Origin of the sequence: Planctomyces sp. SH-PL62, assembly GCF_001610895.1 — a bacterium.
Classification (GTDB): Bacteria; Planctomycetota; Planctomycetia; order Isosphaerales; family Isosphaeraceae; genus Paludisphaera.
The window spans coordinates 3,261,083-3,282,673 of sequence record NZ_CP011273.1 but is presented as its reverse complement, the minus strand read 5'-3'; the positions used below and the strand labels follow the sequence as shown (position 1 = coordinate 3,282,673).

The window sequence follows — 21,591 nt, the reverse complement described above, 5'->3', positions numbered from 1 at the left end:
CCCTGACGAGGGAAGGGCGTTAGGATTGCGGCCGGCTTCGCGCCGGACCTCGTACGCTTACTAACCCAAGATGGATCTTCGCATGCTGATCGAATGGATCGAGGCCCTCGCCCTCGGCATGGTCCAGGGCGTCACCGAGTTCCTGCCCGTCTCCAGCGACGGCCACCTGCTCATCACCCAGCAGTTCTTCGCCTGGCTGACGGGGACGCACCGGGGCGGGGAGGAGAACCTCTTCTTCGACGTGATGCTCCACCTGGGGACGATGGCCGCGATCCTCTACCACTACCGGGGCCCGATCCGGCTGGGCGTCCGCGGGCTCCTGACCGACGACCCCGACGTCGGCCCGGACTTCCGCCGGCCGACGGTCCTCCGCGTGGCGATGCTGGCGATCGTGGCGACCCTCCCGCTCGTCCCGTTCGCCCTCTTCTTCAAGAAGTGGGTGGACAGCCTGTTCCAGAGCCACACGGCGGCCCCGGTCGGCTTCCTGATCTCGGCGGTCTTCCTGGCCCTGGTCTCGCTCAAGATGCGGGGGCCGGACGGTCGCGGACGAGGCCCGTCGGAAACGACCTGGGTCGACGCCCTCCTGATTGGGCTGGCCCAGACGCTGGCCCCGCTGCCGGGAGTGAGCCGCAGCGGCGTGACGATCGTCGCCGCGCTGTTCCTGGGCCTCTCGCGGGTCTGGGCGGTGCGGTTCAGCCTGATGATCGCCATCCCGGCCATCGCCGGCGCCGTCGCCAACGAGCTGAAGGACGCGATCAAGGACCCGTCGCGACTGAACCTGACGCCCGACCGCGTGATGCAGACGATCGCGGCCATGATCCTCGCCGGACTGGTCGGCTACGCGGCGATCCTCTGGCTGATCCGCGTTGTCCGCTCGGGGAAGCTGTGGTATTGTTCTGTATACTTGGTCTTGCTGGCGGTGGTGGTCCTCGGGCTCGTCTCGTCGAGCGGAAATGGGAGCGACGTTGACGCCTCACCGAACGCTCTGGACGGGACCTCCCGGCGCGTCGATGCGGGGGCGTCTCCTGCAACTGGACCCGTCGCTCCGGGCGGCCCAGTGGATCGTGCCGACGCCCCTCTGCCGTGACCAGACGATCCGCGAACTGGCGTTGCATCCCTCGAAGTCGACCTGGCTCGCCGAGCCCCGCGTGCGGTGCTGGGCCGACCTCTGGCGCTGGGTCGCCTCGATCGTCCGGAAGGGGCCGACGCTGCTGTCGGACTCGGCCGCGACCGCCGTCCTCGACGAGGCCCTGCGCGACGAGACCGCCGGCGGCCGTCGCGGACCGCTCGCCGAGCTGACCTCGCGGGTCGGCTACCGCCGCCGCCTCCGACGCCGCGTCCGCGACTGGACGGTCGCCGAACGCCATCGCGAGCGGGACGACGAACGCCCGGAACCGGAAGACGACGGGGACGACGCGATCCGGGCCGCCGAGGTCTCGGTCTTCCGGCGCTACCGTCGGCTCCTGACCGACCTCGACGCCGAGGACGAGGCCGGGCTTTCGGTCTGGGCCTCCTTGCGGCTCCGAGACCGAAACGCGCGGGCGGGCTCCGGCGAGGGCGACCACCTCGTCTTCCTGGACTTCGAGGGGAAGTCGCCGGCGCAGTGGCGGATCCTCCGCGACATCCTGGAGCGCCCCCGGTCGGTCGACGTCACCCTCTGCCACCAGGACGCCCCCGAACGCGCCGAGCTGTACCTGGCGACCGCCCCGATCCGAGCCCGGCTGCTGGACCTGGGGATGGTCGAATCGCTCGTCCCTTCCGACTCCCATCGGCCGGCGGGGCTGCGGGCGGTCGACGCGCTCCTGTTCGCCGCGTCGGCCCCGAAGATCGAGACCGGCGAGGGGCTGTCGATCCGGGGCGGCCCGGCCGGGATGGACCTGGGCCGAATGGTCGCGCGCGAGGTCAAGGACCTGATCGGCCGCGGCGTCGAACCGGACGAGATCCTGATCGCCTTCCCCCGCTGGGACGATCAGGCGGAATCGGCCTGCCTCGCCCTCCGGCGGGCGGGCCTGCCGGTCCACGACGCCGGGCCGAGGACCCTGGACGTCGACCCGTCCGTCGCGGCGACCCTCCAGGCGGCGCGGATCCCGGTGGAAGAGTGGGAGGCCGAGCAGCTCGTCCGGTTTCTCCGCAACGGCCAGTTGCAGCCGAGCTGGGGCGAGGACGTCGACCGCCTGGCCCTCGCCGAAGCCGCCTCCACGCTCCACGAGTCGTCCGTCTTCCGGGGGGACCGCCAGATCCTCCAGGCCCTCGAACGCGCGATCGCCCGCAACGAGGACGCGCCCGACCCGATCGAACGCGACCGCCGCAGGCGCAAGGTCGAGCGGGCGCGGCGGGCGCACCCCATCATCAAGCGGGTGATCGACGTCCTGGCCCCGCTGGACCGTCCCCGCCCCTGGAGCGAGCACGCGATCGAACTTCGCCGCGCCGCGACGGAGCTGGGCCTGGGCTCGCGCGACGGCCGGGCGCTGGAGACGCTCTGGGACGCCCTGGAAGACCGCGCCGAGATCCTCGAACGCCTGGGCCGAGATGCGGTCGTCGTCCCCTGGGCGGAATTCGTGGACGTGCTGACCGACGTCACCGCCGAGGTCCAGGCGCCGAGGCCGACGGCCCCGGACGGCTCGATCCGCACGACCCTGGTGGACGACCTCGGCGGCTGCCGCGCGGGCCGCGTCCTCCTGGTCGGCCTGGTCGAGGGGAGCTTCCCGAGACGCCCGGCCGTCGAGCGATTCCTGGAGCTGAAGCCCGGCGAGGAGCCCAGCCCCGCCGGCCGCGCGGCGTATGCGGCCGAGACGCTCCGGTTCCTCCGGGCGCTCGGCGCGGCGGAGCGCGGGGCGCACCTGTTCTATCCGACGACCGACGCCAAGGGCCAACCCCTGCTCCGCGCGGGGTTCCTCGACGACCTGCTGGGCGCGATGTCGGCCCCCGCGGAGTCGGCCTGCCACGTCGCGCACGCGCGGTTCCACCCCGCCCTGCTCGACCGCGAGGACCTGGCCGTCGCGCCGGGCGACGCCCGGGTCCTGGCCGCGGCCCTGGCCGCCGAGCGCGGCCGCACGGCCAGGCTCCGCGATCTGGCCGCCGACCCGGGCCATCGGGCGCCGCTCGAGGGGGCGGCGGCCGCGCTCCAGGCGCTGGATCGCCGCCGCCGGGGGGCCCCGTTCGGCGAGTTCGAGGGGCTGCTCACCGATCCCGAGGCCCACTCCCGCCTGGCGCGGGACTTCGACGGGCTCACGCACACGTTCAGCCCCAGCCAGCTTGAGACCTACCTGAACTGCCCCTTCCAGTTCTTCAGCCGGCACGTCCTCCATCTCGATCCGATCGCCGAGCGCGACGAGCTGGACGAGGACGCCACCGAGCGCGGCAGCCGCCTGCACGACATCCTCGAGGAGTTCGAACGCCGACGCGCCGAGACCGACGCCGACACCCCCGACGAACGCCTCCTGGCCGCCGCCGTCGACAAGGTGCTGGCGAAAGAGCTGGACGAGTTGAGCGAGCTGGACCTGGGCCTCCGCGAGATCGAGCTGGGCCAGGTGCAGCGGATCACCGCCCAGTACGCCCAGCAGCGGGCCGAGTACACCTCGCAGACGCCGACCGCCCCCGCGCCCCGGATGTTCGAGTTCGGCTTCGGCGAGCCCGGGACCGACCATCCCGAATTCGAGCTGACCCTCGGCGCCGAGGTCGTCCGCCTCAAGGGCCGGATCGACCGCATCGACATGGTCGACGCCGGGGCCGAGTCCGGACCGCCCCGCTACCGGATCATCGACTACAAGAGCGGCAACCCGCCGAGTTCCAAGGACGTGACCGAAGGCCGGATGCTCCAGCTCCCGCTCTACGCGATGGCCGTCGAACGGCTCCTCTATCAGCGCGGAGAGGCCGAACTGCTGGACGTCGGCTACTGGGGCCTGAAGGATAAGGGGTATCGGCCGATCGTCTTCGCGCAGTGGCAAGACGTGCGCGAGGCCCTGATCGAACGCGTCTTCGCGATCATCCACCGTCTCCGCGACGGGGCGTTCCAGGTCGCGCCGAGGAAGGAAGGCTGCGAGGCCTACTGCGAGTATCGGGGCGTCTGCCGCATCCGCCAGGTCCGCGCGGCCGGGAAGACGATCGAGCCCGACGCGCAGCCCACGGCCTCGGCCGACAAGACGCTCGGGGGCCGCCCGGCCAGGGCCTCGAAGTCCGCGAAATCCACGGAACCGAAGGCGGAGCGGTCATGAGCGACGATCGGGTCTCGTTGACGCGCGAGCAGCAAGGTCCGCTGAAGGCGCGCGGGGTGAGCGTGGCCCTGGCGGCCGGCGCCGGCTGCGGCAAGACGACCGTGCTGACCGAGCGGTTCCTCCGCGAGATCGACGGCGCCGAGGGCCGCGCCCTGCGCTCGCTGGCCGTGATGACGTTCACCGACAAGGCGGCGCGGGAGCTTCGCCAGCGGATCCGCGAGCGATGCCGGTCCCGGCTCGCCGGCGGGTCAGACCCGGACTGGTGGACGACGGTCCTTCGCGCCCTGGAAGCCGCGCCGATCGGCACGTTCCACCAGTTCTGCGGCCGGGTGCTCCGGAGCCGGGCCGAGGCGATGGGCGTCGACCCGGAGTTCGTGGTCCTGGACGAGGTCGTCGCCGGGGCGCTCCGCGAGCAGGCCGTGGCCGCCGCGATCCGCCGCCTGCTCGCCGCCCGCGACCCCGACCTGCTCGAACTGGCCGTCCCCCACACCCTGCGCGGCCTCCGCGCGATGCTCGAAGACGCGCTGGCCCGCCGCACTCCCGACGAGATCGACCCGCTCTGCGACCTGGAGCCCGAGGAGATCGCGGCCCGCTGGCGAGACGTGTGGAAGGCCCGCGCCCGCCCCGCGATCCTGGCGAGGCTCGCCCCCGTCGCCCGCGCCTGCCGCCGCGTCCTGGAGCCGCTCCAGGACGTCGGCCCCAAGCTCGCGCTCGTTCGCCAGGACGTGCTCGACGCCCTGGTGGCGGTGGAAGCCCCAGGCTGTCGCGACGACGACCTGGACCGGCTCCGCGAGGCCGCCAAGGTCGCCGGCCTCCGGGGCAAGAACGACTGGCCCGACGCCGACGTGAAGGAACGGGTCGCTAACGCCTTCAAGGACCTCCGAGGCAAGGTCGGCGACGTCCGCGAGAAGCTCGTCTGGGACGACTCCGTCACCCGAGAGGCGGCCGCCGAAACGGCCCGCTTCGCTCGCGTCGCCCGCGAGGCCCGCGCCGAGTACGACGCGCTCAAGGTCCGCCGTCGCGGGCTCGACTTCTCCGACCTCATCGTCCTGGCCCGCGACGCCCTCCGCGACCTCGCCGGCGCGGCCCCCGAGGCGGGACCGCGACCGCGCCCGACCCCGACCTGACGTTCGAGCCCGACGCCGACCTCCAGGTCGAACCGTCGGCGATCGAGTTCGTCCTGGTCGACGAGTTCCAGGACACCGACCAGATCCAGAGCGACGTGCTCCGGCTGCTGGGAAGCGATGGGTTCCTGGGCGGCCGGATGTTCGTGGTCGGCGACGCCAAGCAGTCGATCTACCGCTTCCGGGGGGCCGAGCCCGCCATTTTCGGCCGCTGGCGCGACGAGTTCCCCGAACCCGGCCGGCTCCGGCTCTCGGAGAACTTCCGCACCGTCCCGCGCATCATCGACTTCGTCAACGCCCTGTTCGCCGAGTCGTTCCCCGACCCCGGCGCGGAGGTCGCCGATCCCCTGGCCGTACGCCTTTCCCCCGCGCGCCCCAACCACGCGGACGAGCCGGCCGTCCACTTCTTCTGGGTCGAGCCCCCCCCGCCCGAGGCGGAGTCCGAGACCGCCGCCGACGCTTCGAAGCCCTCGGCGCGGGACGGCCGGATCCGAGAGGCCGAGGCCCTGGCGCGCTGGCTCCGCCGCCGGCTCGACGAGGGCTGGATGATCGTCGACCGCAGGACCCGCAAGCCCCGCCGCGCGCACGCCGGCGACGTCGCGCTGCTGCTCCGCGCCATGACCGACGTCTGGCCGTACGAGACGGCGCTGGCCGACCAGGGCTTCGAGTACCACACGATCGGCGGCTCGGCGTTCTACTCGCAGCAGGAGATCCTCGACGTCGTCAACCTGCTCTCGGTGGTGGAAGACCCGCTCGACGAGGTGGCGCTGGCCGGCTGCCTGCGGAGCCCGTTCTTCGCCCTGAGCGACGAGGGCCTGTTCTGGCTGGCGAAGACCGGCGACCTGAGCCGGGGCCTGGAGCGGGCGGCCGACGCCCCCGGACTCTCCGACGCCGACCGCGCCCGGGCCTGCCGCGCCCGCATGCTCCTGGCGCGATGGCGGGCCTTGAAGGACCAGGTCCCGATGGCCGAGCTGCTCGCCGCGGCGCTGGACGAGTCCGGCTTCGAGGCGGCGCTGACGTGCGAGTTCCTCGGCGCGCGGAAGCTCGCCAACGTGCGGAAGCTGGTGGAGACGGCGCGCGGGTTCGACCGCCGGGGCGGGTTCGGCCTGGCGGACTTCGTCGGCCGGCTGCGGGCCTTCGCCGACGACCCCCCGCGCGAGGAGCAGGCGACCACGACCGAGGAAGGCAGCCCGAGCATCCGCATCATGACCGTCCACCAGGCCAAGGGCCTGGAGTTCCCGATCGTCGTCCTGCCCGACCTCAACAAGGACTCCGGCTCCAAGACCGGGGCCCAGGGCTTCGACCGCGAGTTGGGGCTGGTCCTCAAGCCCCGACCGGCGGCGACGGACCTCGACCCCGACCTGCCGGGGAGCGGCGAGAGCCTGGGCTGGCTCGCATATCGGGCCGTCGAGGATCGCGAGGAGCGTGAGGAAGCCCTGCGGCTGTTCTACGTCGCCGCCACCCGCGCCCGGGACGACCTCGTCCTCTCGGCCGGGTTCGCCAAGCCGCTCGACGAGATCGCCGCCTCGGTCGCCAAGCTCTCCCCCGCGCTCAACCTGCTGTGGGAGCGTTTCGACGGCCGGACCGGGCGTTGCCTCGCCCCCCTCCCCGACGGCTGGCCCGCGCCCGAGATCCGGGTCGTCGACGTCGCCGGGATCACGACCGCCGAGGAGACCTTCAACCGCTCCGACGGTACGAAGCTGGCGGAGATCGTCTCGGCGATCCTGGACGCGCCCCGCGAACGCCTCGCCCCGCCGGCCCCGCCGTCGCCGCTCCGCTTCCTCGACCTGGAGACGCCCCGGCTGGGGGCCTCGCGGACGGCCCGCCTCGGCGACCTGGTCCGCGCGGCGGCCGTCGATCCCGATCTCCTCGCCGGCGCGGACCCCGAGGAGGTCGCGACCCGGCTGGGGAGCCGCCGGACTCCCGCCGCGAACGCCTCGCTCCGGGCCGATGCCGTCGCCTGGCTCCGCGCCTGGGTCGCCAGCCCGTTCTTCGCCCGTCTCCGCAACGCCCCCCCGCCCGGCGTCCGCCCGTGCGAGAGCTGGATCCTTCAAGGCTCGACGACCGTCAGGGGCTCGTGCGACGCCCTCGTCCGGGGCGACGACGGCCGATGGCGCCCGCTGACCTTCCTCGCCCCCGGCGAGCCCGAATCCTGGGCCCAGCTCAGGGCGTCCCTCTCGATCCCGGCCCTCGATCGGAAGGGCCTCGGCCCGCTCGGCCCCTCCTGGCTGATCCGCGTCGCCCCGGACGGAAAGCTGCGCGCCGAGCGCCGCGATCCCATCGACGACGCCGAGCGCGAACGCCTCTCCCGCCTCTGGCGAACCGAATCCGCGAGCTGAGCGCGCCGCGCGAGCCGTCCGTCGGGATTCGCAGTCCATTCACCCGAAACGCCGTCGCCTTCCGTCCTCAACAACGGTCTTCCCCGACAGACCGCGAAGCGGTCAGATGAGGGGGTGACGAGCATAAGCGCCGTCGGGATTCGCAATCGGGCCGGACATTACGGCGGTGGCCTTCGATGCGATGAAAGTCTTCCCCCCTCGCGGGGGAAGACAGACCCCGGAGGGGTCAGATGAGGGGGAAGACGAGCACGAACGCCGGCGGGATTCGCAATCGGGCCGGACATTACGGCGGTGGCCTTCGATGCGATGAAAGTCTTCCCCCCTCGCGGGGGAAGACAGACCCCGGAGGGGTCAGATGAGGGGGAAGACGAGCACGAACGCCGGCGGGATTCGCAATCGGGCCGGACATTACGGCGGTGGCGTTCGTGCTCGTCCCCCCCTCATCCGGCCCTCCGGGCCACCTTCCCCCGCCAGGGGGGAAGGGCGTTATGGTTCCGGATGCGGAGACCGGCGGTCTTCCTCCGCGAGGGGGGAAGGCATGATTGCGCCGGCATTTGATTGCGCCGGAGTTGTGGGATCGTTACTTGGTCGTCGAGGCGTCGGAGGCGGTCGGGGCGACGGCCAGGCGCGAGGATTCGCGACGGGCGTAGTCGCGCCATCGGCGTTCGAGGTCGTCGAGACCGGCGATGCGGTAGGTGCCGCGAAGGGCTGCGTCGGTCCCGTCCTGCTGGGCGTTCTTCAGGAAGGCGACGAACTGGGCGGGGGTCCCCTCGGCCATCAGGAACTGGGTGAGCGAGACGCTCTGGGCGTAGTAGAGATTCCAGTCCTGGGACTCGGGATAGTCGATCGCCATCAGCTTTTCGAGCTGGAAGACGCGGTTCTCGGCGAGAGGGGCGTGGAGCTCGACGGCGCGGCCGACCTGCTCGGCGGCGGGTTCGGCGAGGACGGCCATCCCCTCGTCGGCCCAGCGGGGAATCTGCTGGTCGGCGAAGACGTCGGCGAGGACGACGTGGGTGACTTCGTGCGGAAGGATGGCCGAGATCAACTGCGGGTGATCGGCCCTCAGGTTCACGCGGCGGGCGACGACCTGGCCGCCGCCGATCCCCATCGTCGAGAAGCCGGGCGAGGTCTCGGGCTGGCCGGTCATGCGGGCGAAGTCGGACGCGGTGGGATAGAGGTAGATGTCGCATCGCGGCGACCAGGCCCCGCGCGCCGTGGGACTCCCCCAGCGCGTCCCCTGCGAGACCCTGACGGCCTCGGCCGCCGCGGCCGCCTTCGCGGCGAGCGCGGGGTCGACGTGGAAGATTCGGAAGCTCTCGGTCTCGTGGACCTGCCACGAGACGGGGGACGCCCCCAGCCCGGCGGCGGGAGCCGACGCGGGAGCGGCGTCCGGGATCGAGTCGGGGAGTTCGGCGGCCGGCGGGGCGAGCTCGGGAGCCGGGCTCGGGAGGGGATCGTCGGCGGGCGGAAGGTCGAGGGCTTCCCCGGCCGCGGCCCTGCGCGCCTGGGGGTCGGCCGTGGGGCGTCGTCGCGGAGTCGGGGCCGGGGCCGGAGCGGGAGCCGGCGTCGGATCGGATTCCGGTTCGGATTCGTCGGGCGAGGCGCCGCGGACGGCCAGCCCGCCGGGCCCCTTGCCGATGGGCCGCTCGCCGTTGCGCGCCGCGGCGACGCGGTCCTTGAGGTACTCGCCGTACCAGTTGCCGGGCGTCAGGCGCTGGATGCTGTCGATCTCGCGCTCGATGAGTTCCCATTCCTGGTTCGATCGCGGGCCGGCGTTGATCCGGGCGACGACCGCCGCCCACCGGCAGTAGGCCCAGACCTTGTTCCGGGCGGCGGGGAGCTGCCCCTTGCGGGCGAGGACCGCGTACCGCTGGCCCGCCTGGTCGTATTGCTTCTTGTTGAACAGGGCGTCGGCCTCCGCGAGCCCCTCGATCGGCTCCGCGGTTCCGGCCGAGGGCGCCGAAGACGCCTCGGGGCGGGATTCAGGGCTCGCGACGGCGGCCCGCCCCACCCGGTCGTCGAGCGACCTGGGCGGGGGGCGGTCTTCGCCGGGGCCGCCGACTGGGGCGCGGGCTCCGGTCCGCCCAGCGGAGGGAGCTGCGCGGGGGGATCGGCCGGGGCCGGCTCGGGCGCGGCGGCCGGAGCAGGCTCGACGTGGGGGATCGAGACCCGTTCCGCCGGTGCGGGCGCGGGGGCCGGTGCGGGCGTGGGAGCCGGTGCGGGCGCGGGAGCCGGCTCGGGCGCGGCGGCCGGTGGCGCCGTGGGGGCCGGAGACGGCGAGGGGGGCGTGGCAGCTGGAGCGGGAGCCGCCGGGGGGGGCGAGGCGGCTTCCAGGATGGCCAGGTCGTCCTCGAAAGAGGCGGCCTCCTGGGTGGCGCCGGCGGCCCTGGCGTCCCGGATCAGGCCCTTGTAAGTCTCTTTCAGCAGGTCGACGGCGGCCTTGCGGTCCTCGGCCGAGGGGGCGGCCCCGAGCGCGTCTTCGAGCACCCCGGCGGCGGCCTTCAGGTCCTTGGCGGCGATCAGCTGGCGAGCCTTGTCGATCGCCTCGCCGGCCAGGGCGGCCGGGGCGACCGCCACGGCGAACAGGAGGGTCCAGAGAGCCTGGCGCATGACGTCCATGTCCTGCTTGGGGGTGCGATCCGATCGTCGAGGCGGCCTGGCGAATCCTTGCGGCCGTGGGCCGGGCGAGCCCGCGCGGACCCGTTTCCGGGTCGAGAGGTCCGGCGGAGTATGGTCGAAATCCCCGAGGCCGTCAACCGAAACCCGGCCGCAAGGATTCGCCAGGCCCCCCGGACGATTCCCCGAGGGGAGGGCTTGCGGGGGCGTCCCGGATCTGGACATGATCGATGCGAGGAACCTTTCGGATACGGCACGCGAGGCGGAAGATCATGGCGGCCAGCTCGTCGAAATCGCCGGCGCCGGCGTCGCGAGATCGGGGGCCCGCGCCCTCGCCCGCGCGGACCCCCTCGGCCCGACGTCGTCGGATCGGCGTCGGAATCGGGATCGGAGTTGCGACGGCCCTGCTGATCGCGGCGTCGGCGTACGTGGTCCGGTCGCGGTCGGTCGAGCCCGAGGAACTCTGGCGGCAGGCCCAGCGCAGCCTGCAGGAAGACCGGATCGGCGACGCGGCCCGGCTCCTCGGCCGCCTGACCCGGGCGCGAGACCCGCAGCCCCAGGACTGGATGCTGCGAGGCCAGGTGGCCATCGCCCAGCAGCGCCCCGACGACGCGATCGCCGCCCTGGCGAAGATCCCCGACGACCACCCCGTCGCCCCCCAGGCCCGGCTGCTGACCGGCCAGATCGAATTGCGGCGGGACCGCGCACGGTTCGCCGAGGCCGCCTTGCTGGAGGCGGTTCGGCTCGACCCGACCCTCGTGCAGCCGCGTCGCGAGCTGATCTACATCTACGGGATGCAGCTCCGCCGTCGCGAACTGTCCGAGCAGTTCGCCGCCATGTCCGAGGTCACGGCCCTGCGCTACGAGAACCTGTTCCACTGGTGCCTGATGCGGAACTGCCTGTGGGAAGCCGGCGAGGTCGCCCAGACGCTGAGCCGCTACCTCGAAGCCGACCCCGACGACCGCGAGTCGCGGCTGGCCCTGGCCGACAACGACCGCCGGCTCGGCCTTTATGAAGAGGCCGAGGAGGTGCTCGCCCCCCTCCCCGCCGACGACCCTCGGGCCCTGGCCCATCGCGTCATGATCCTGATGGACCGCCGCGAGGAGGACCAGGCCGAGGCCCTGCTGGAAACGGGACCGGCCGACGACCCCGAGCTGGCCCGGCTGCGCGGCCGCGTCGCGCTCGCCCGCCGCGACGGCCCTGCGGCGCGGCGCTGGTACCAGATCGCCTACGAGGCCGACCCGGGCAACCGCGACGCCGCTTTCGGGCTGATCCATGCCTACGAGCTGTGCGGCGAGCCCGAGAAGGCCGCCCCCCTGCGCGGCGCCGCCGAGGCGCTGGAAGCCTTCAACTCGCTCGTCCAGCGAATGGCCACGCCGACCGGCCGCAGCGACCCCAACCTTATCAAACAGGCCGCCGAGGTCTGCGCCCAGGCCGGCTTCATCCCCGAGGCCCGCGCCTGGCTGAAGCTGGCGATCGGCCGCGATCCCCTCGACGCCACGTCTCAACAGGCGCTGTTCCGGTTCAACGAGAAACACCCGCCGTCGCCTCGGCTCCCCACCGCCCGGCCCGAATCTTAAAATTTGCAAAGACTTCGGGCAGCCGAGCATCTGGGATCGTACAAACTCCGGTATCGGCATGGCGATTGCGATAGCCAAATGCCAGGAGGGGAGTGCGATGAATTCCAGATCCACGGATCGGGTGCCGCCCGGTCGCTGCGTCCTTATTATTGATGACAACGAAGACCTGGCGCTGTCTCAGGCCAGTCTCTTGCAATATTACGGATGTCGCGTGGAGGTCGCCCATGACGGATGGGAGGGCCTTCGACTGGCGACCCAGAAACCCCATGACGTCGTCTTCATCGACATCGGCCTGCCGGGGATGTCGGGATACGAGGTCGTCCGAGCGATCCGATCGGCCCTGGACGATCCGCCGATCCTTTTGGCGCAAACGGCTTACGGCCAGCCCGAGGACGTGCGGAAGTCGCGAGAGGCGGGCTTCGACGCCCATCTCATCAAGCCCGTCGACCCCAGTGAGATCATCCGTCACGTCCTCGACGGTCGCGACGCGCTACATCGACCAGCTTCCGACCAGGGAGACCAGGGGCCCCCGACCCCGCTCCCCCCGAGGAACGTCCGCTCGTTCGGCCCGTCCTCGTCCTCGGGCTCGAACCGATCCGACGCCCAGCCCTGTCTCTGATCGCCGTCGGCGACCGATTTCGAGGTTCAAGGGCTGGCCGACCGCGAAGGTCGTTCGATCATTCGACCCGACCTCGAGCCCCGAACCGGAGTCAACGGCGAGAGAGAAACGGATTGCCCGCGATCGTGAAGCGGAGGGGTTCCAGCGCCCACTCCTTGGCGTAATCGACCCCGATCCGAGGGCTCGTCGCGATGGTGAAAGCCTCGCGCGGCCCTTCGGGTCGCGCGATCACCAATTCTCCCTCCGTTAAATCATGCCCGTACAGGCTCAGGTCGATCCCGAGGGCCCGGCACAACTTCCCGGGGCCGTTGGTCGCGGACTCGACGCCTGAAATCGGCTCCAACGCCCGGATCAGCACCGCCGACGAATGCTCCCCCGGCCCGGTCACCGCGTTGAGGCAGTGGTACATCCCGTAGATCAGGTAGACGTACGCGTAACCGGGCGGGCCGTACATGACCTTCGTCCGTCGGGTCAGCCCCTTCGTCGAATGCGCCGCCAGGTCGGGAGGGCCGAGATACGCCTCGACCTCGACGATCCGACCGATCCGAGGGACCCCGTCGAGTGTCCTGATCAGGTTCATCCCCAGGAGTTCCGGGGCCACGTCCTTCGCTAGCCTATCGTAAAAACTTCTGGGCAGGATGTTCATACGAACAGACTACCTGAAGCGGACCGTCGGCGGCAACATGGCCGGGAAATCCTGGCGATTCTTGAACATGTCTCCTCGCCGTCATAGTCTGGATCGCCCTCCGACGCGGGGGGATCGAGTTCTCGACTCCAGGCGGGGGGGCGATGATGCCTGACGTGAAGCTCCGGGCCGGCGTGGCGTTCTACCTGTTGACGGCGCTCTCGCTCTCGGTGGGCTGGGGCGTGAGGGGGAACTTCGGGCACGAGTACGGGGCCCTCATCCCGGGGGCCCTGGCGGCGATGGCCGCCGTGCTCCTCTCGGGGCGTCGCGACTGGTACGGCCGGCTGCCGTTCTTCGCCCTGTTCGGGGCGCTGGGATGGTCGTTCGGCGGCAGCATCTCGTACATGCACGTCATCGGCTACACCCATTCGGGGCACTCCGAATCGGTGCTTTACGGATTCGCCGCCCTGTTCACGATCGGATTCCTCTGGGCGGCGCCCGGCGGCGCGGGGACGGCGCTCCCCGCCGAGGCGGATCGCGAACGCCTGGTCGAGCTGCTCCCGCCGATCGCGGCCGTGTTCGCGGCCTGGCAGGTTCAGGGACGGCTGCTGGAGCCGTGGCTGCGAGACCTGGGATACAGCCTCGACTGGTACGATTCCGACTGGCTGGGGGTGGCGGCGGCGCTGGCAGCGGCCCTGATCTACGCCGGGGTCCGACGGCGGGTCGACCGGGCCGCGTCACTCATCCTGCACATGACGATCGGATGGTGGATCGGGTTCCTGGTGCTCGTGCCGGTGCTGGGACTTCGGATGACGCCCCCTCGCGGGGACAACTGGGCCGGTTGCCTGGGGATGGTCGTGGGGATGCTGACCTACTGCCTGCGCAACGGCTTGCCGCAGGTGGCGCGGGCCGCCGTCGTGACGGGGGTCGTGGGCGGGATCAGCTTCGCGGGGGCCTCGATGATCAAGCTGGTCGCGGTGACCAGCGGCTACGAGACGAACTGGCACAGCGTCCTCGAACAGACCACCGGGCTGATCAACGGCCTGGGCCTTGCGCTGGCCGTGGCGGGGTTGGCGAAGCGGGTCGGCAGGGTCGACCACGAGGCCGTCGCGCCGTCGCGGCGCTGGCCGGAGCGGCTGGCGATCGGCTTCACCCTGCTGGCGATCCCGCTGGTGAACTTCCGCAAGGGGGTCGGCCACTGGGTCGACTTCCAGGCGGTTCCGGCGGTCATGTACGGGCTCTCGGCCCAGGTCTGGTTCGACCTGGGGTTCGCCATCGCGACGGCGGCCCTGTTCGCGCTCATGATCCGCCACGACCGGCGGCCCCTCGCCGTGGTCCCGGAGGGCGCGCTCGGGCGTGGCCAGGCGCTGTACCTGATGCTGCTGGCGATCGTCGTCGTCGGCAATTTCGGGAAGGCGGTGGTCAAGTTCACGGACCAACGCCTGATCACGGAAGGGGTGGTGTATGCGAACGCCGTGGTCTGCGCGCTGATCCTGCTGCTGGCGTCCCCTTCGCGCGACGAATCGGCCGGTGCGTATGAGGTCCCGACGCCCCGCGAACGCCCGGTGCGCTGGGGGAGGCTGATCGCGGCGGGAGTGCTCGCGTCGGCCCTGGCGATCCTGGCGGACTGGGCGATCGTTCGCGCGATCTACGGCGACCGCTTCGCCGGCCACGCCGGGCTCCACATCCGGTTCGGTCCCGACGCCACGGTGAACGGCCCGAACCGGCCCTGAGGCGGCCCACTCATTCGCTCACGTCTTCATCCAGGAACGCGAGCGTCTGGGCGATCAGCCGCTCGCGGTCGCGGTCGAAGGCCGCGAGGTGGTCGCTGCTCGGCAGCATGACCAACCGCTTGCGGCGCGAGCCGAGGCGTTCGCGAAGCCGGGCCGCGCGGCAGGGCTCGACGACGGAGTCGAGGCTCCCCTGGAGGATCAGGGTCGGGGCGTCGATCGCCGGCAGGAGGGGCTCGACGATTTCGATCAGGTCCAAAGCGGAGACGGCCGCGGCGAGGCTGAAGGTCCGGAAACGGTCGAGCGCCGCGACCTGACGCCGCGCCTCGGGATCGCGCACGGCGGGGCCGCGCCGGGGGACGTCGGGCCGGAGCTTCGCGCAGATCCGGAGCAGCCGAGACGGCCGGAACGGGAGCAGCCGGGTATACCGGATCGCGAAGAACGGGGCGATCAAGACCAGGCGGTCGACCGGCCGCCGGCTCGCCAGGTGGAGCGCGACCAGGGCGCCCGTCGAGAACCCGACGACGCTCGTCGGCCCTCGCCGCGCGGCCGACTCGTCGTACCACGCCTCCGCGGCCCGGGTCCAGTCGGTCCAGGACGAGGCGGGCATGACGGGCCCCGGCCCCTCGTGCCCGGGGAGCGCGGGGGCCTCGACGCGGCGGCCCGTCGCGCGAACGGCGTCGATCAGCGGTTGCAGCTCATAAGGCCCGCCCCCCAGGCCGTGGATGGCGAGGCAGGCGGCGGGCTCGGCGGGTTCCATCGTCGTCCTCGGGCGGCGTTCGGCGAATCAAGGGCTACGCCCCAGTCTACCCGATCTCCGCGCGAGCGTCGGGCTGCCAGGCGTTCGGTCGGGACAGGTAGTGGGGCCGACGCGGCCCAGGCGCGGGTTCGATGGCGGGATCGCGGCTCGCCTGGGGGGTCGCGGATTCGAGGGCGTCCGCGAAGTCGCCGGCCGAGCGGTAGCGGGCCCTGGGATCCCGGGCGGTGGCGCGGAGGAGGACGGGCTCGAAGCTGGCGGGGAGGTTGGGGTCCACCGACCGGGGCGCCCGGGGCCGGGCCGCCGCGAGAACGGAGGCGAGCGCGGGGAGCGGGACGTTCCGGACCGGCTCGTACAGGCGGCCCAGGGTCAGGGCCTCGAACAGGGTCACGCCCATCGAGTAGACGTCGGAGAGGATCTCGTCGGCCGGGGCCTTCAGGAGCCGCTCCGGAGACATGTACATGGGGGTCCCGGCGCCGTCGCGCATCTGCTCGCTGGTGGCCCAGTCGAGGTCGCGGCCGAGGCCCAGGTCGCAGAGATAGACGCCGAACGGCCGCCGACGCTCCAGCAGGATGTTGGCCGGCTTGACGTCGCGGTGGACCACGCGATGGCGGTGGACGAGTTCGAGCGCCCGCGCGGCCTTGACCAGCGTCCGGGCGATCTCCACGTAGTACCGGGCGTCGTCCAGCTCGACGAGGGGGTGGACCAGGTCGGCGGGATCGCCGCCGCGACGGACCCGGCGCTCGTGGATCACGTCCTGGAGGGTCGCGGCCTCGACGAACGGCATCGCCATGTAGAAGCAGCCGTCGACCTCGCCGGCGTCGATCACCTGGAGCAGCGACGGACCGTCGAGCCGGGCCCCGCGCTCGGCCTCGCGGCGGAACTGCGCGAGCCGTCGGGGGTGGATCGAGAGCCCGGGGTTGAGGATCTTCAGCGCGACCACGCGGTCGCGACCTTCGCTCCGGACGGCCTTCCAGACCTCGCCCTGCGCCCCCCGTCCCAGCCGCACGAGCAGCCGATAGGCGCCGATCCGCTGGAACGGCCGGAGCCGATTTCCGCCGGCGGCCGTGGCGGATCGGTCCGGCTCGACGCCGGGCGGGGCCGAACTCGCCTCTCCCGCGTCGAGGGGGCTGGACATCAAGATGTGAGTCAGGGCCGAGGTGGCCGCCGAGGATGCGACGGCGTCGATCCTCAGGCGCGGCCCGCGGGCGGCCTCGCTCGTCGGCGAATCCTTTGCGACGATCATGGTTCTCGCTGCGCCTCCGGGTTGTGTCTGGCCCTGGCCGCGTCGCCCGCCGGCCCCAATCAACGCTAGGCCCGGTCTTGCGGTCCGGTCGCCGCGAATCGACGCTTGTTGCCCGAACGCCACGCCGGACGGCCGCCGGCTCGCATCGGACGGCTGGTACAAGTCGATGGCGTCGGGCCTCCGGGCCGCGTACGATGGCTCGCCTCGTCACAGGCCGAGGGTCGCCGAAACGTCGGGTCGCGGAGTGGATCGATGAGCGAGCAGGAGCATGAGGAGCACGACCTCTACGCCACGCCGGCCGACGCGGTGGAGGAGCCGCCGCGCACGCTGGTCAAGGCGCTGGGGCGGATCGGCCCCGGGTTGATCCTGGCCGCGGCGATCGTCGGCACGGGCGAGCTGATCAACACGACGGGCCTGGGGGCGAAGGCCGGATTCACGCTCCTCTGGCTGATCCTGGCGAGCTGCGTGGTCAAGGTGTTCGTCCAGATCGAGCTGGGGCGATACGCGATCGTCCACGGCAAGACGACGCTCGCGGCCTTCGACACCCTCCCCGGCCCGCGCGCGGGGGCCTCGTGGGTCTGCTGGCTCTGGCTGATCATGATGCTGGCGACCCAGGCGCAGATCGCCGCGATGGAGGGGACCGTCGGCCAGGCGGCGCACATGGCCTTCCCCGCCGCATCCGAGGCCATGGCCGACGCGGTGGCCAAGGTCTCGCCGTCGTGGGGTGCGTTCCTGCACACCCGCGAGGAGTACATCTGGGCGGGCCTGACGACGATCGCGGCGACGGTCCTGCTCCTCTCCGGCGGCTATCGACGGATCGAACGGATCACGACGATCCTGGTCGGCGCGGTGACTCTCTTCACGGTCGCCAGCGTGGTCGTCCTGCAATGGACGACGTTCCGCATCAGCATGCCGGACCTGGCCTCAGGGTTCACGTTCGCCCTGCCGGCCACGGCCGTGGGCCTGGCCTTCTCGGCGTTCGGGATCACCGGCGTGGGCGCGGCCGAGTTGGTGGCCTACCCTTACTGGTGCATCGAGAAGGGCTACGCCCGGTTCGTCGGCCCGAAGCCCGCCGGCGACGACTCCCGATGGGTCGACCGCGCCCGGGGCTGGACGCGGGTCATGCAGCTCGACGCCTGGGTGAGCATGATCGTCTTCACGATCGCGACGATCGCCTTCTATCTGCTAGGCGCGGCGGTCCTCCACCCGCAGGGGCTCGACCCCAAGGGCCCCGAGATGATCCCGACCCTCGCGCGGATGTACCTGGGGCCGCTGGAAGGGACGCCGCTGGCCCCGCTGCGGGGGGGCGTGCGGATCGCCTTCCTGCTGGGCGCCTGGGCCGTCCTCTTCAAGACCCTGTACGTCTCCACGGCCGCCAACAGCCGCCTGACCGTCGACTTCCTGAACCTCACCGGGATCTGGCGGCCCGAGGGCGACGCCGGCCGCGAGCGCGCGGTCAAGGCCTTCTGCATCGTCTATCCCGCCCTGGCCCTGGCCCTCTACTACGCCGTCCGCGAGCCCCTGGGGCTGGTCAAGGCGGGGGGCGTGGCCCAGGGGATGATGCTCCCGCTGATCGCCGGCGCGACCATCTACCTCCGGCATCGCGACGACGACCCCCGCGTCGGCCCCTCGCGCCTGAGCGACACCTTCACCTGGATCGCCTTCATCGCCATCGTGATCGTCGCCGGCTACAGCGCCTTCGACCTGGCGCGGAGCCTCGTCGCGGGGTGAGGACCGCCGGCTTCAGTCGGCTTCGATTTCAAGGGAACGGGGAGTCGAAGTCGTCTGCGACGGTCTTTTTTTTCGGGGACCAACCGAAGAGTTCCAGCTTCTCCTCGCGGGTGAGGCGGCGCCAGTTCCGGGTGTCGTGGTGGGCCTGGTCCCAGGTCACGCCCCGAAGCTCGCGATAGCGGCGGATCGCGGCCGACGGGCGCTCACGGTATCGGGCGTCGACGTCCGCGATCGCCGCGCCGATTTCGCGCGCGAGGTCCGTGTCCGGCAGGTCGCGGAACGGCCCCCGGTCGAACTCGTCGAGCTGCTGCCGGGCGATCTCCTCCCCGCTCCTCTGGATGAAGTCCCGGAGCGCCGCCGGGTCGATCGCCGTCCAGACGAAGCCGCACGAGACGCAGGTGGAGAACGGCGACCGGATCCCGACGCCGGAGCCCATCGCCCGGCAGTGACGCGGCCGGAGGATGAGCGAGCCATCCCCCTCGCCGGTCAGGACGTCGACGGTCAGGACGGACTCGCTTCGGCACGAAGGGCAGCGGGCGGTCTCCATCGCTCCTCCAGTCGTCTCGGAGGGTTTACCGGACCTCGGCCAGATCCAGGAAGACGACGTGCGACGGGTTGCCGACCGGGACGTAATGGCCGGTGAACGCCAGGCCGCCGGTCTGCGGATCGACGCGGAAGACGGCGATATTGTCGCCGCGCTGGTTGCAGCAGTAGAGGAATCGGCCGGTGGGGTCGAAGGAGAAGCTGCGGGGGTAGTCGCCCCGGGTCCACTCCTCGCCGACGTACGTCAGGGCGCCGTCGGCCCCCACCGCGAAGATGGCGATGCTGTCGTGCAGGCGGTTGCCGGCGTAGACGAACCGGCCGTCGGCCGAGACCAGGATCTCGGAGGTGAAGTTGCTGCCGGCGAATCCCGGGGGCAACGTCGAGATCGTCTGCCGCGGCGCCAGCCGGCCGTTCTCGGCGTCGTAGTCGAACAGGACGATCGTCGAGCCTTCCTCCTGGATGGAGTAGAACCAGCGCCCGTTGGGGTGGAAGTGGAAATGCCGGGGTCCGTCGCCCGGCGGCAGCGCGACCGCGTGGGGCTCGTTCGGGGTCAGCGTCCCGGTCTTCTCGTCGAACTTCCAGACGAAGATCCGGTCCAGGCCCAGGTCGACGTGGATCACGAACCGGCCCGAGGGGTCGGCCTGGATCATGTGCGCGTGGGTCCGGTCGTGCCCGCTGATCGCGAAGGAGCCCGGCGGGGCGTTCGTCGCCTTGCGAGGGCCGATCTCGCCCGCGTCGACCTTCACGTCCACCGGCTCGCCCAGGCGGCCGTCCTTGCGGATCGGCAGCACCGCTACGGAGCCGCCGAAGTAGTTCGCGACCAGCAGGAACCGCCCCGACGGATGGATGCTCACATAAGTCGGCCCAGCGCCGCCGGATCGGACGCTTCCGAGCGGCTTCAGCGAGCCGTCGGCCCGATCGACGGCGAAGGCGGCGACGGTCCCTTGCTTGTCGTCGCCCTGGCGATCGGTCTCGTTCGCGGAGTACAGCCGATCGCCGGCGGCGTTCAGCGCCAGGCAGCTCGGGCTGGTCCCCATCTCCTGCACGCCGACGGCCGTCATCGCCCCGGTGGCCCGATCCACCCGGAAGACGTGGATGCCCCGGCCGTTGCCGGGGGGGAGGTCCACCTGCGTCGGCAGGACGTCCTGGAGCGGCGAGCTGAACGTCCCGACGTAGGCGAGCAGGTCCCCCCCGCCCTCCCCCGCGCGGAGCGACCCGGCCAGGAGCGGCGCCGTCCCGGCCAGCGCCAGGGAGCCTTTCAGGAACGTACGGCGGGAACGGTCGGATGAAGTCATGGAGATGATGTCACCTGGGACGACGCGGTCGGTTGATCAAGGAAGCCGCGCGCCCGGATCGTCCTTCCGGCAGCCGGGCGGCGGTCATCCTGAGATTTTCGGGCCGGGAGGCACGCGATGCAAGACGATCGGGGGATTCGAGCTTCGCTGGCGACCGGCCTCGCAGGAATTTGACACGAGCCCGCCCCGGGCCGGGAGTCGCACGCAGCGCAGGCCCGAGCCGACCCGATGCGTGGGAACTTCGGAAATCCGCGGCCGGGCGACTCCGAATGGTCCACGCTCCGCTAATTCGTGTCCTATCTTCCCATTGGTTGAGCTTCCGTAGATCACTTCCTCCGAGTGCGAGGGCGTCTATGAAACGCAAGTCGTGCCGACCGGTGAGCGAGCAGCTTGAATCGCGGGCGCTGATGACGGTTTTCCTGGTCACCAGCGCGGCGGGCGCGGGGCCGGGGACGTTGAGAGCGGCGATCAATCAGGCCAACCAGACGCCGGGCGGCGACGTCATCGAGTTCCAACTCCCCAGCGACGCGCCCATCAGGCCGGGGGGCCAGGCGCTCCCTCCGATCACCGGCAAGGTCGTCATCGACGGCTACACGCAGGCTGGGGCCTCCCCGAACACGTCCACGGACCCCTCCGTCAACAACGCCCACCTGACGGTTCAGATCATCAAGAACGGGGGGAGCGGCCCAATCATGTCGGTCAACCCCCGCGGCGGCGGCTCGCGGATTCGAGGTATCTCCTTCATCAACGAGGGCGCGGGCGCCCCCTCAGGGATCGAGATCAATCAGGCCGACCTCGTCTCGGTCGACGGCAACGCCTTCGGGGCCGTGGGCCAGTCGCGGCTGGGGGCGGCCGTCAGGATCGTCGGCGGCAGCCGCAACACGATCGGCGGCGGCGTGTCGACGACGCCCGCCCTGCAGAACGTCCTGGGCACCTACAACGCCGGCGTGGAACTCGTGGGCCCCTCGAAGCACAACGCCGTCGTCGGCAACCTCATCGGACGTGACACCTACTCGTCGCGAGTCCAGCTGCAGGCCGTCGGCGTGTGGCTCCGTTCAGCCGCCACGAACAACACCGTCGTGAAGAACGTCCTCTACAAGAACGTCACGGCGATCAAGAACGAGGCCGCCGGCAACGTGATCGAAGACAACACCATCGTCACGGCCTGATCC

15 protein-coding genes are annotated in these 21,591 nt (G+C 71.6%); 9 read left to right on the top strand and 6 right to left on the bottom strand.

Annotated features, from left to right (window positions below):
• Positions 1-82: 82 nt before the first annotated feature.
• Genes VT85_RS29155 through VT85_RS12695 form a run of 4 tightly spaced genes read left to right on the top strand, consistent with a single transcriptional unit; the run spans position 83 to position 7,677 of the window.
• Positions 83-1,087 (top strand): undecaprenyl-diphosphate phosphatase, encoded by a 1,005-nt coding sequence (locus tag VT85_RS29155; RefSeq protein WP_068415579.1) that lies wholly within the window; start codon positions 83-85, stop codon positions 1,085-1,087.
• Positions 1,011-4,214, top strand: a complete 3,204-nt coding sequence (locus VT85_RS29860) for a PD-(D/E)XK nuclease family protein (RefSeq protein WP_068415575.1) — start codon at positions 1,011-1,013, stop codon at positions 4,212-4,214. Before VT85_RS29155 ends, VT85_RS29860 begins: the two co-directional genes overlap by 77 nt.
• Complete coding sequence (locus tag VT85_RS12700) at positions 4,211-5,341, top strand: UvrD-helicase domain-containing protein (RefSeq protein ID WP_068415570.1); 1,131 nt, start codon at positions 4,211-4,213, stop codon at positions 5,339-5,341. Before VT85_RS29860 ends, VT85_RS12700 begins: the two co-directional genes overlap by 4 nt.
• A complete protein-coding gene (locus tag VT85_RS12695; RefSeq protein WP_315850947.1) occupies positions 5,338-7,677 on the top strand; it encodes a UvrD-helicase domain-containing protein in 2,340 nt (779 codons plus the stop codon). The genes VT85_RS12700 and VT85_RS12695 overlap by 4 nt, the downstream gene beginning before the upstream one ends.
• 580 nt (positions 7,678-8,257) lie before the next feature.
• Here VT85_RS12695 and VT85_RS12690 read toward each other — a convergent pair.
• The gene (locus VT85_RS12690) at positions 8,258-9,688 is read right to left on the bottom strand and encodes a peptidase MA family metallohydrolase (protein WP_068415561.1); all 1,431 of its coding nucleotides are present in this window, start codon (positions 9,686-9,688) and stop codon (positions 8,258-8,260) included.
• A gap of 877 nt (positions 9,689-10,565) precedes the next feature.
• Between VT85_RS12690 and VT85_RS12685 the strand changes: the two genes are divergently transcribed.
• Complete coding sequence (locus VT85_RS12685; protein WP_068415558.1) at positions 10,566-11,873, top strand: tetratricopeptide repeat protein; 1,308 nt, start codon at positions 10,566-10,568, stop codon at positions 11,871-11,873.
• Between the two features lie 97 nt (positions 11,874-11,970).
• Entirely contained in the window at positions 11,971-12,492 is a 522-nt protein-coding gene (locus VT85_RS12680; protein ID WP_197490631.1) for a response regulator, read from the top strand.
• Between the two features lie 91 nt (positions 12,493-12,583).
• Here VT85_RS12680 and VT85_RS12675 read toward each other — a convergent pair whose 3' ends face one another.
• Positions 12,584-13,138 carry a DNA-3-methyladenine glycosylase gene (locus VT85_RS12675; protein WP_068415549.1) on the bottom strand — a complete coding sequence of 185 codons (555 nt, stop codon included), beginning with the start codon at positions 13,136-13,138 and terminating at the stop codon, positions 12,584-12,586.
• Positions 13,139-13,281: 143 nt separating this feature from the next.
• Here VT85_RS12675 and VT85_RS12670 point away from each other — a divergent pair, with 143 nt between their 5' ends.
• The gene (locus tag VT85_RS12670; RefSeq protein WP_068415546.1) at positions 13,282-14,850 is read left to right on the top strand and encodes a hypothetical protein; all 1,569 of its coding nucleotides are present in this window, start codon (positions 13,282-13,284) and stop codon (positions 14,848-14,850) included.
• Between the two features lie 10 nt (positions 14,851-14,860).
• On the opposite strand, the gene VT85_RS12665 is transcribed toward VT85_RS12670, so the two are convergent.
• Positions 14,861-15,607, bottom strand: coding sequence for an alpha/beta hydrolase (locus tag VT85_RS12665; protein ID WP_068415543.1), 747 nt, complete (start codon positions 15,605-15,607; stop codon positions 14,861-14,863).
• Positions 15,608-15,653: 46 nt separating this feature from the next.
• Positions 15,654-16,850, bottom strand: coding sequence for a serine/threonine-protein kinase (locus VT85_RS12660; protein ID WP_068415540.1), 1,197 nt, complete (start codon positions 16,848-16,850; stop codon positions 15,654-15,656).
• Positions 16,851-17,102: 252 nt separating this feature from the next.
• Here VT85_RS12660 and VT85_RS12655 point away from each other — a divergent pair, with 252 nt between their 5' ends.
• Complete coding sequence (locus tag VT85_RS12655; protein WP_068415536.1) at positions 17,103-18,581, top strand: Nramp family divalent metal transporter; 1,479 nt, start codon at positions 17,103-17,105, stop codon at positions 18,579-18,581.
• A 28-nt stretch (positions 18,582-18,609) separates the two neighbouring features.
• On the opposite strand, the gene VT85_RS12650 is transcribed toward VT85_RS12655, so the two are convergent.
• Both VT85_RS12650 and VT85_RS12645 read right to left on the bottom strand, forming a co-directional pair.
• On the bottom strand, positions 18,610-19,128 hold the full coding sequence (locus VT85_RS12650) for a hypothetical protein (protein WP_068415534.1): 519 nt from the start codon (positions 19,126-19,128) through the stop codon (positions 18,610-18,612).
• Positions 19,129-19,153: 25 nt separating this feature from the next.
• On the bottom strand, positions 19,154-20,419 hold the full coding sequence (locus tag VT85_RS12645) for a lactonase family protein (protein ID WP_068415532.1): 1,266 nt from the start codon (positions 20,417-20,419) through the stop codon (positions 19,154-19,156).
• Positions 20,420-20,772: 353 nt separating this feature from the next.
• Here VT85_RS12645 and VT85_RS12640 point away from each other — a divergent pair, with 353 nt between their 5' ends.
• Positions 20,773-21,588 carry a hypothetical protein gene (locus VT85_RS12640; protein ID WP_068415530.1) on the top strand — a complete coding sequence of 272 codons (816 nt, stop codon included), beginning with the start codon at positions 20,773-20,775 and terminating at the stop codon, positions 21,586-21,588.
• Positions 21,589-21,591 lie beyond the last annotated feature (3 nt).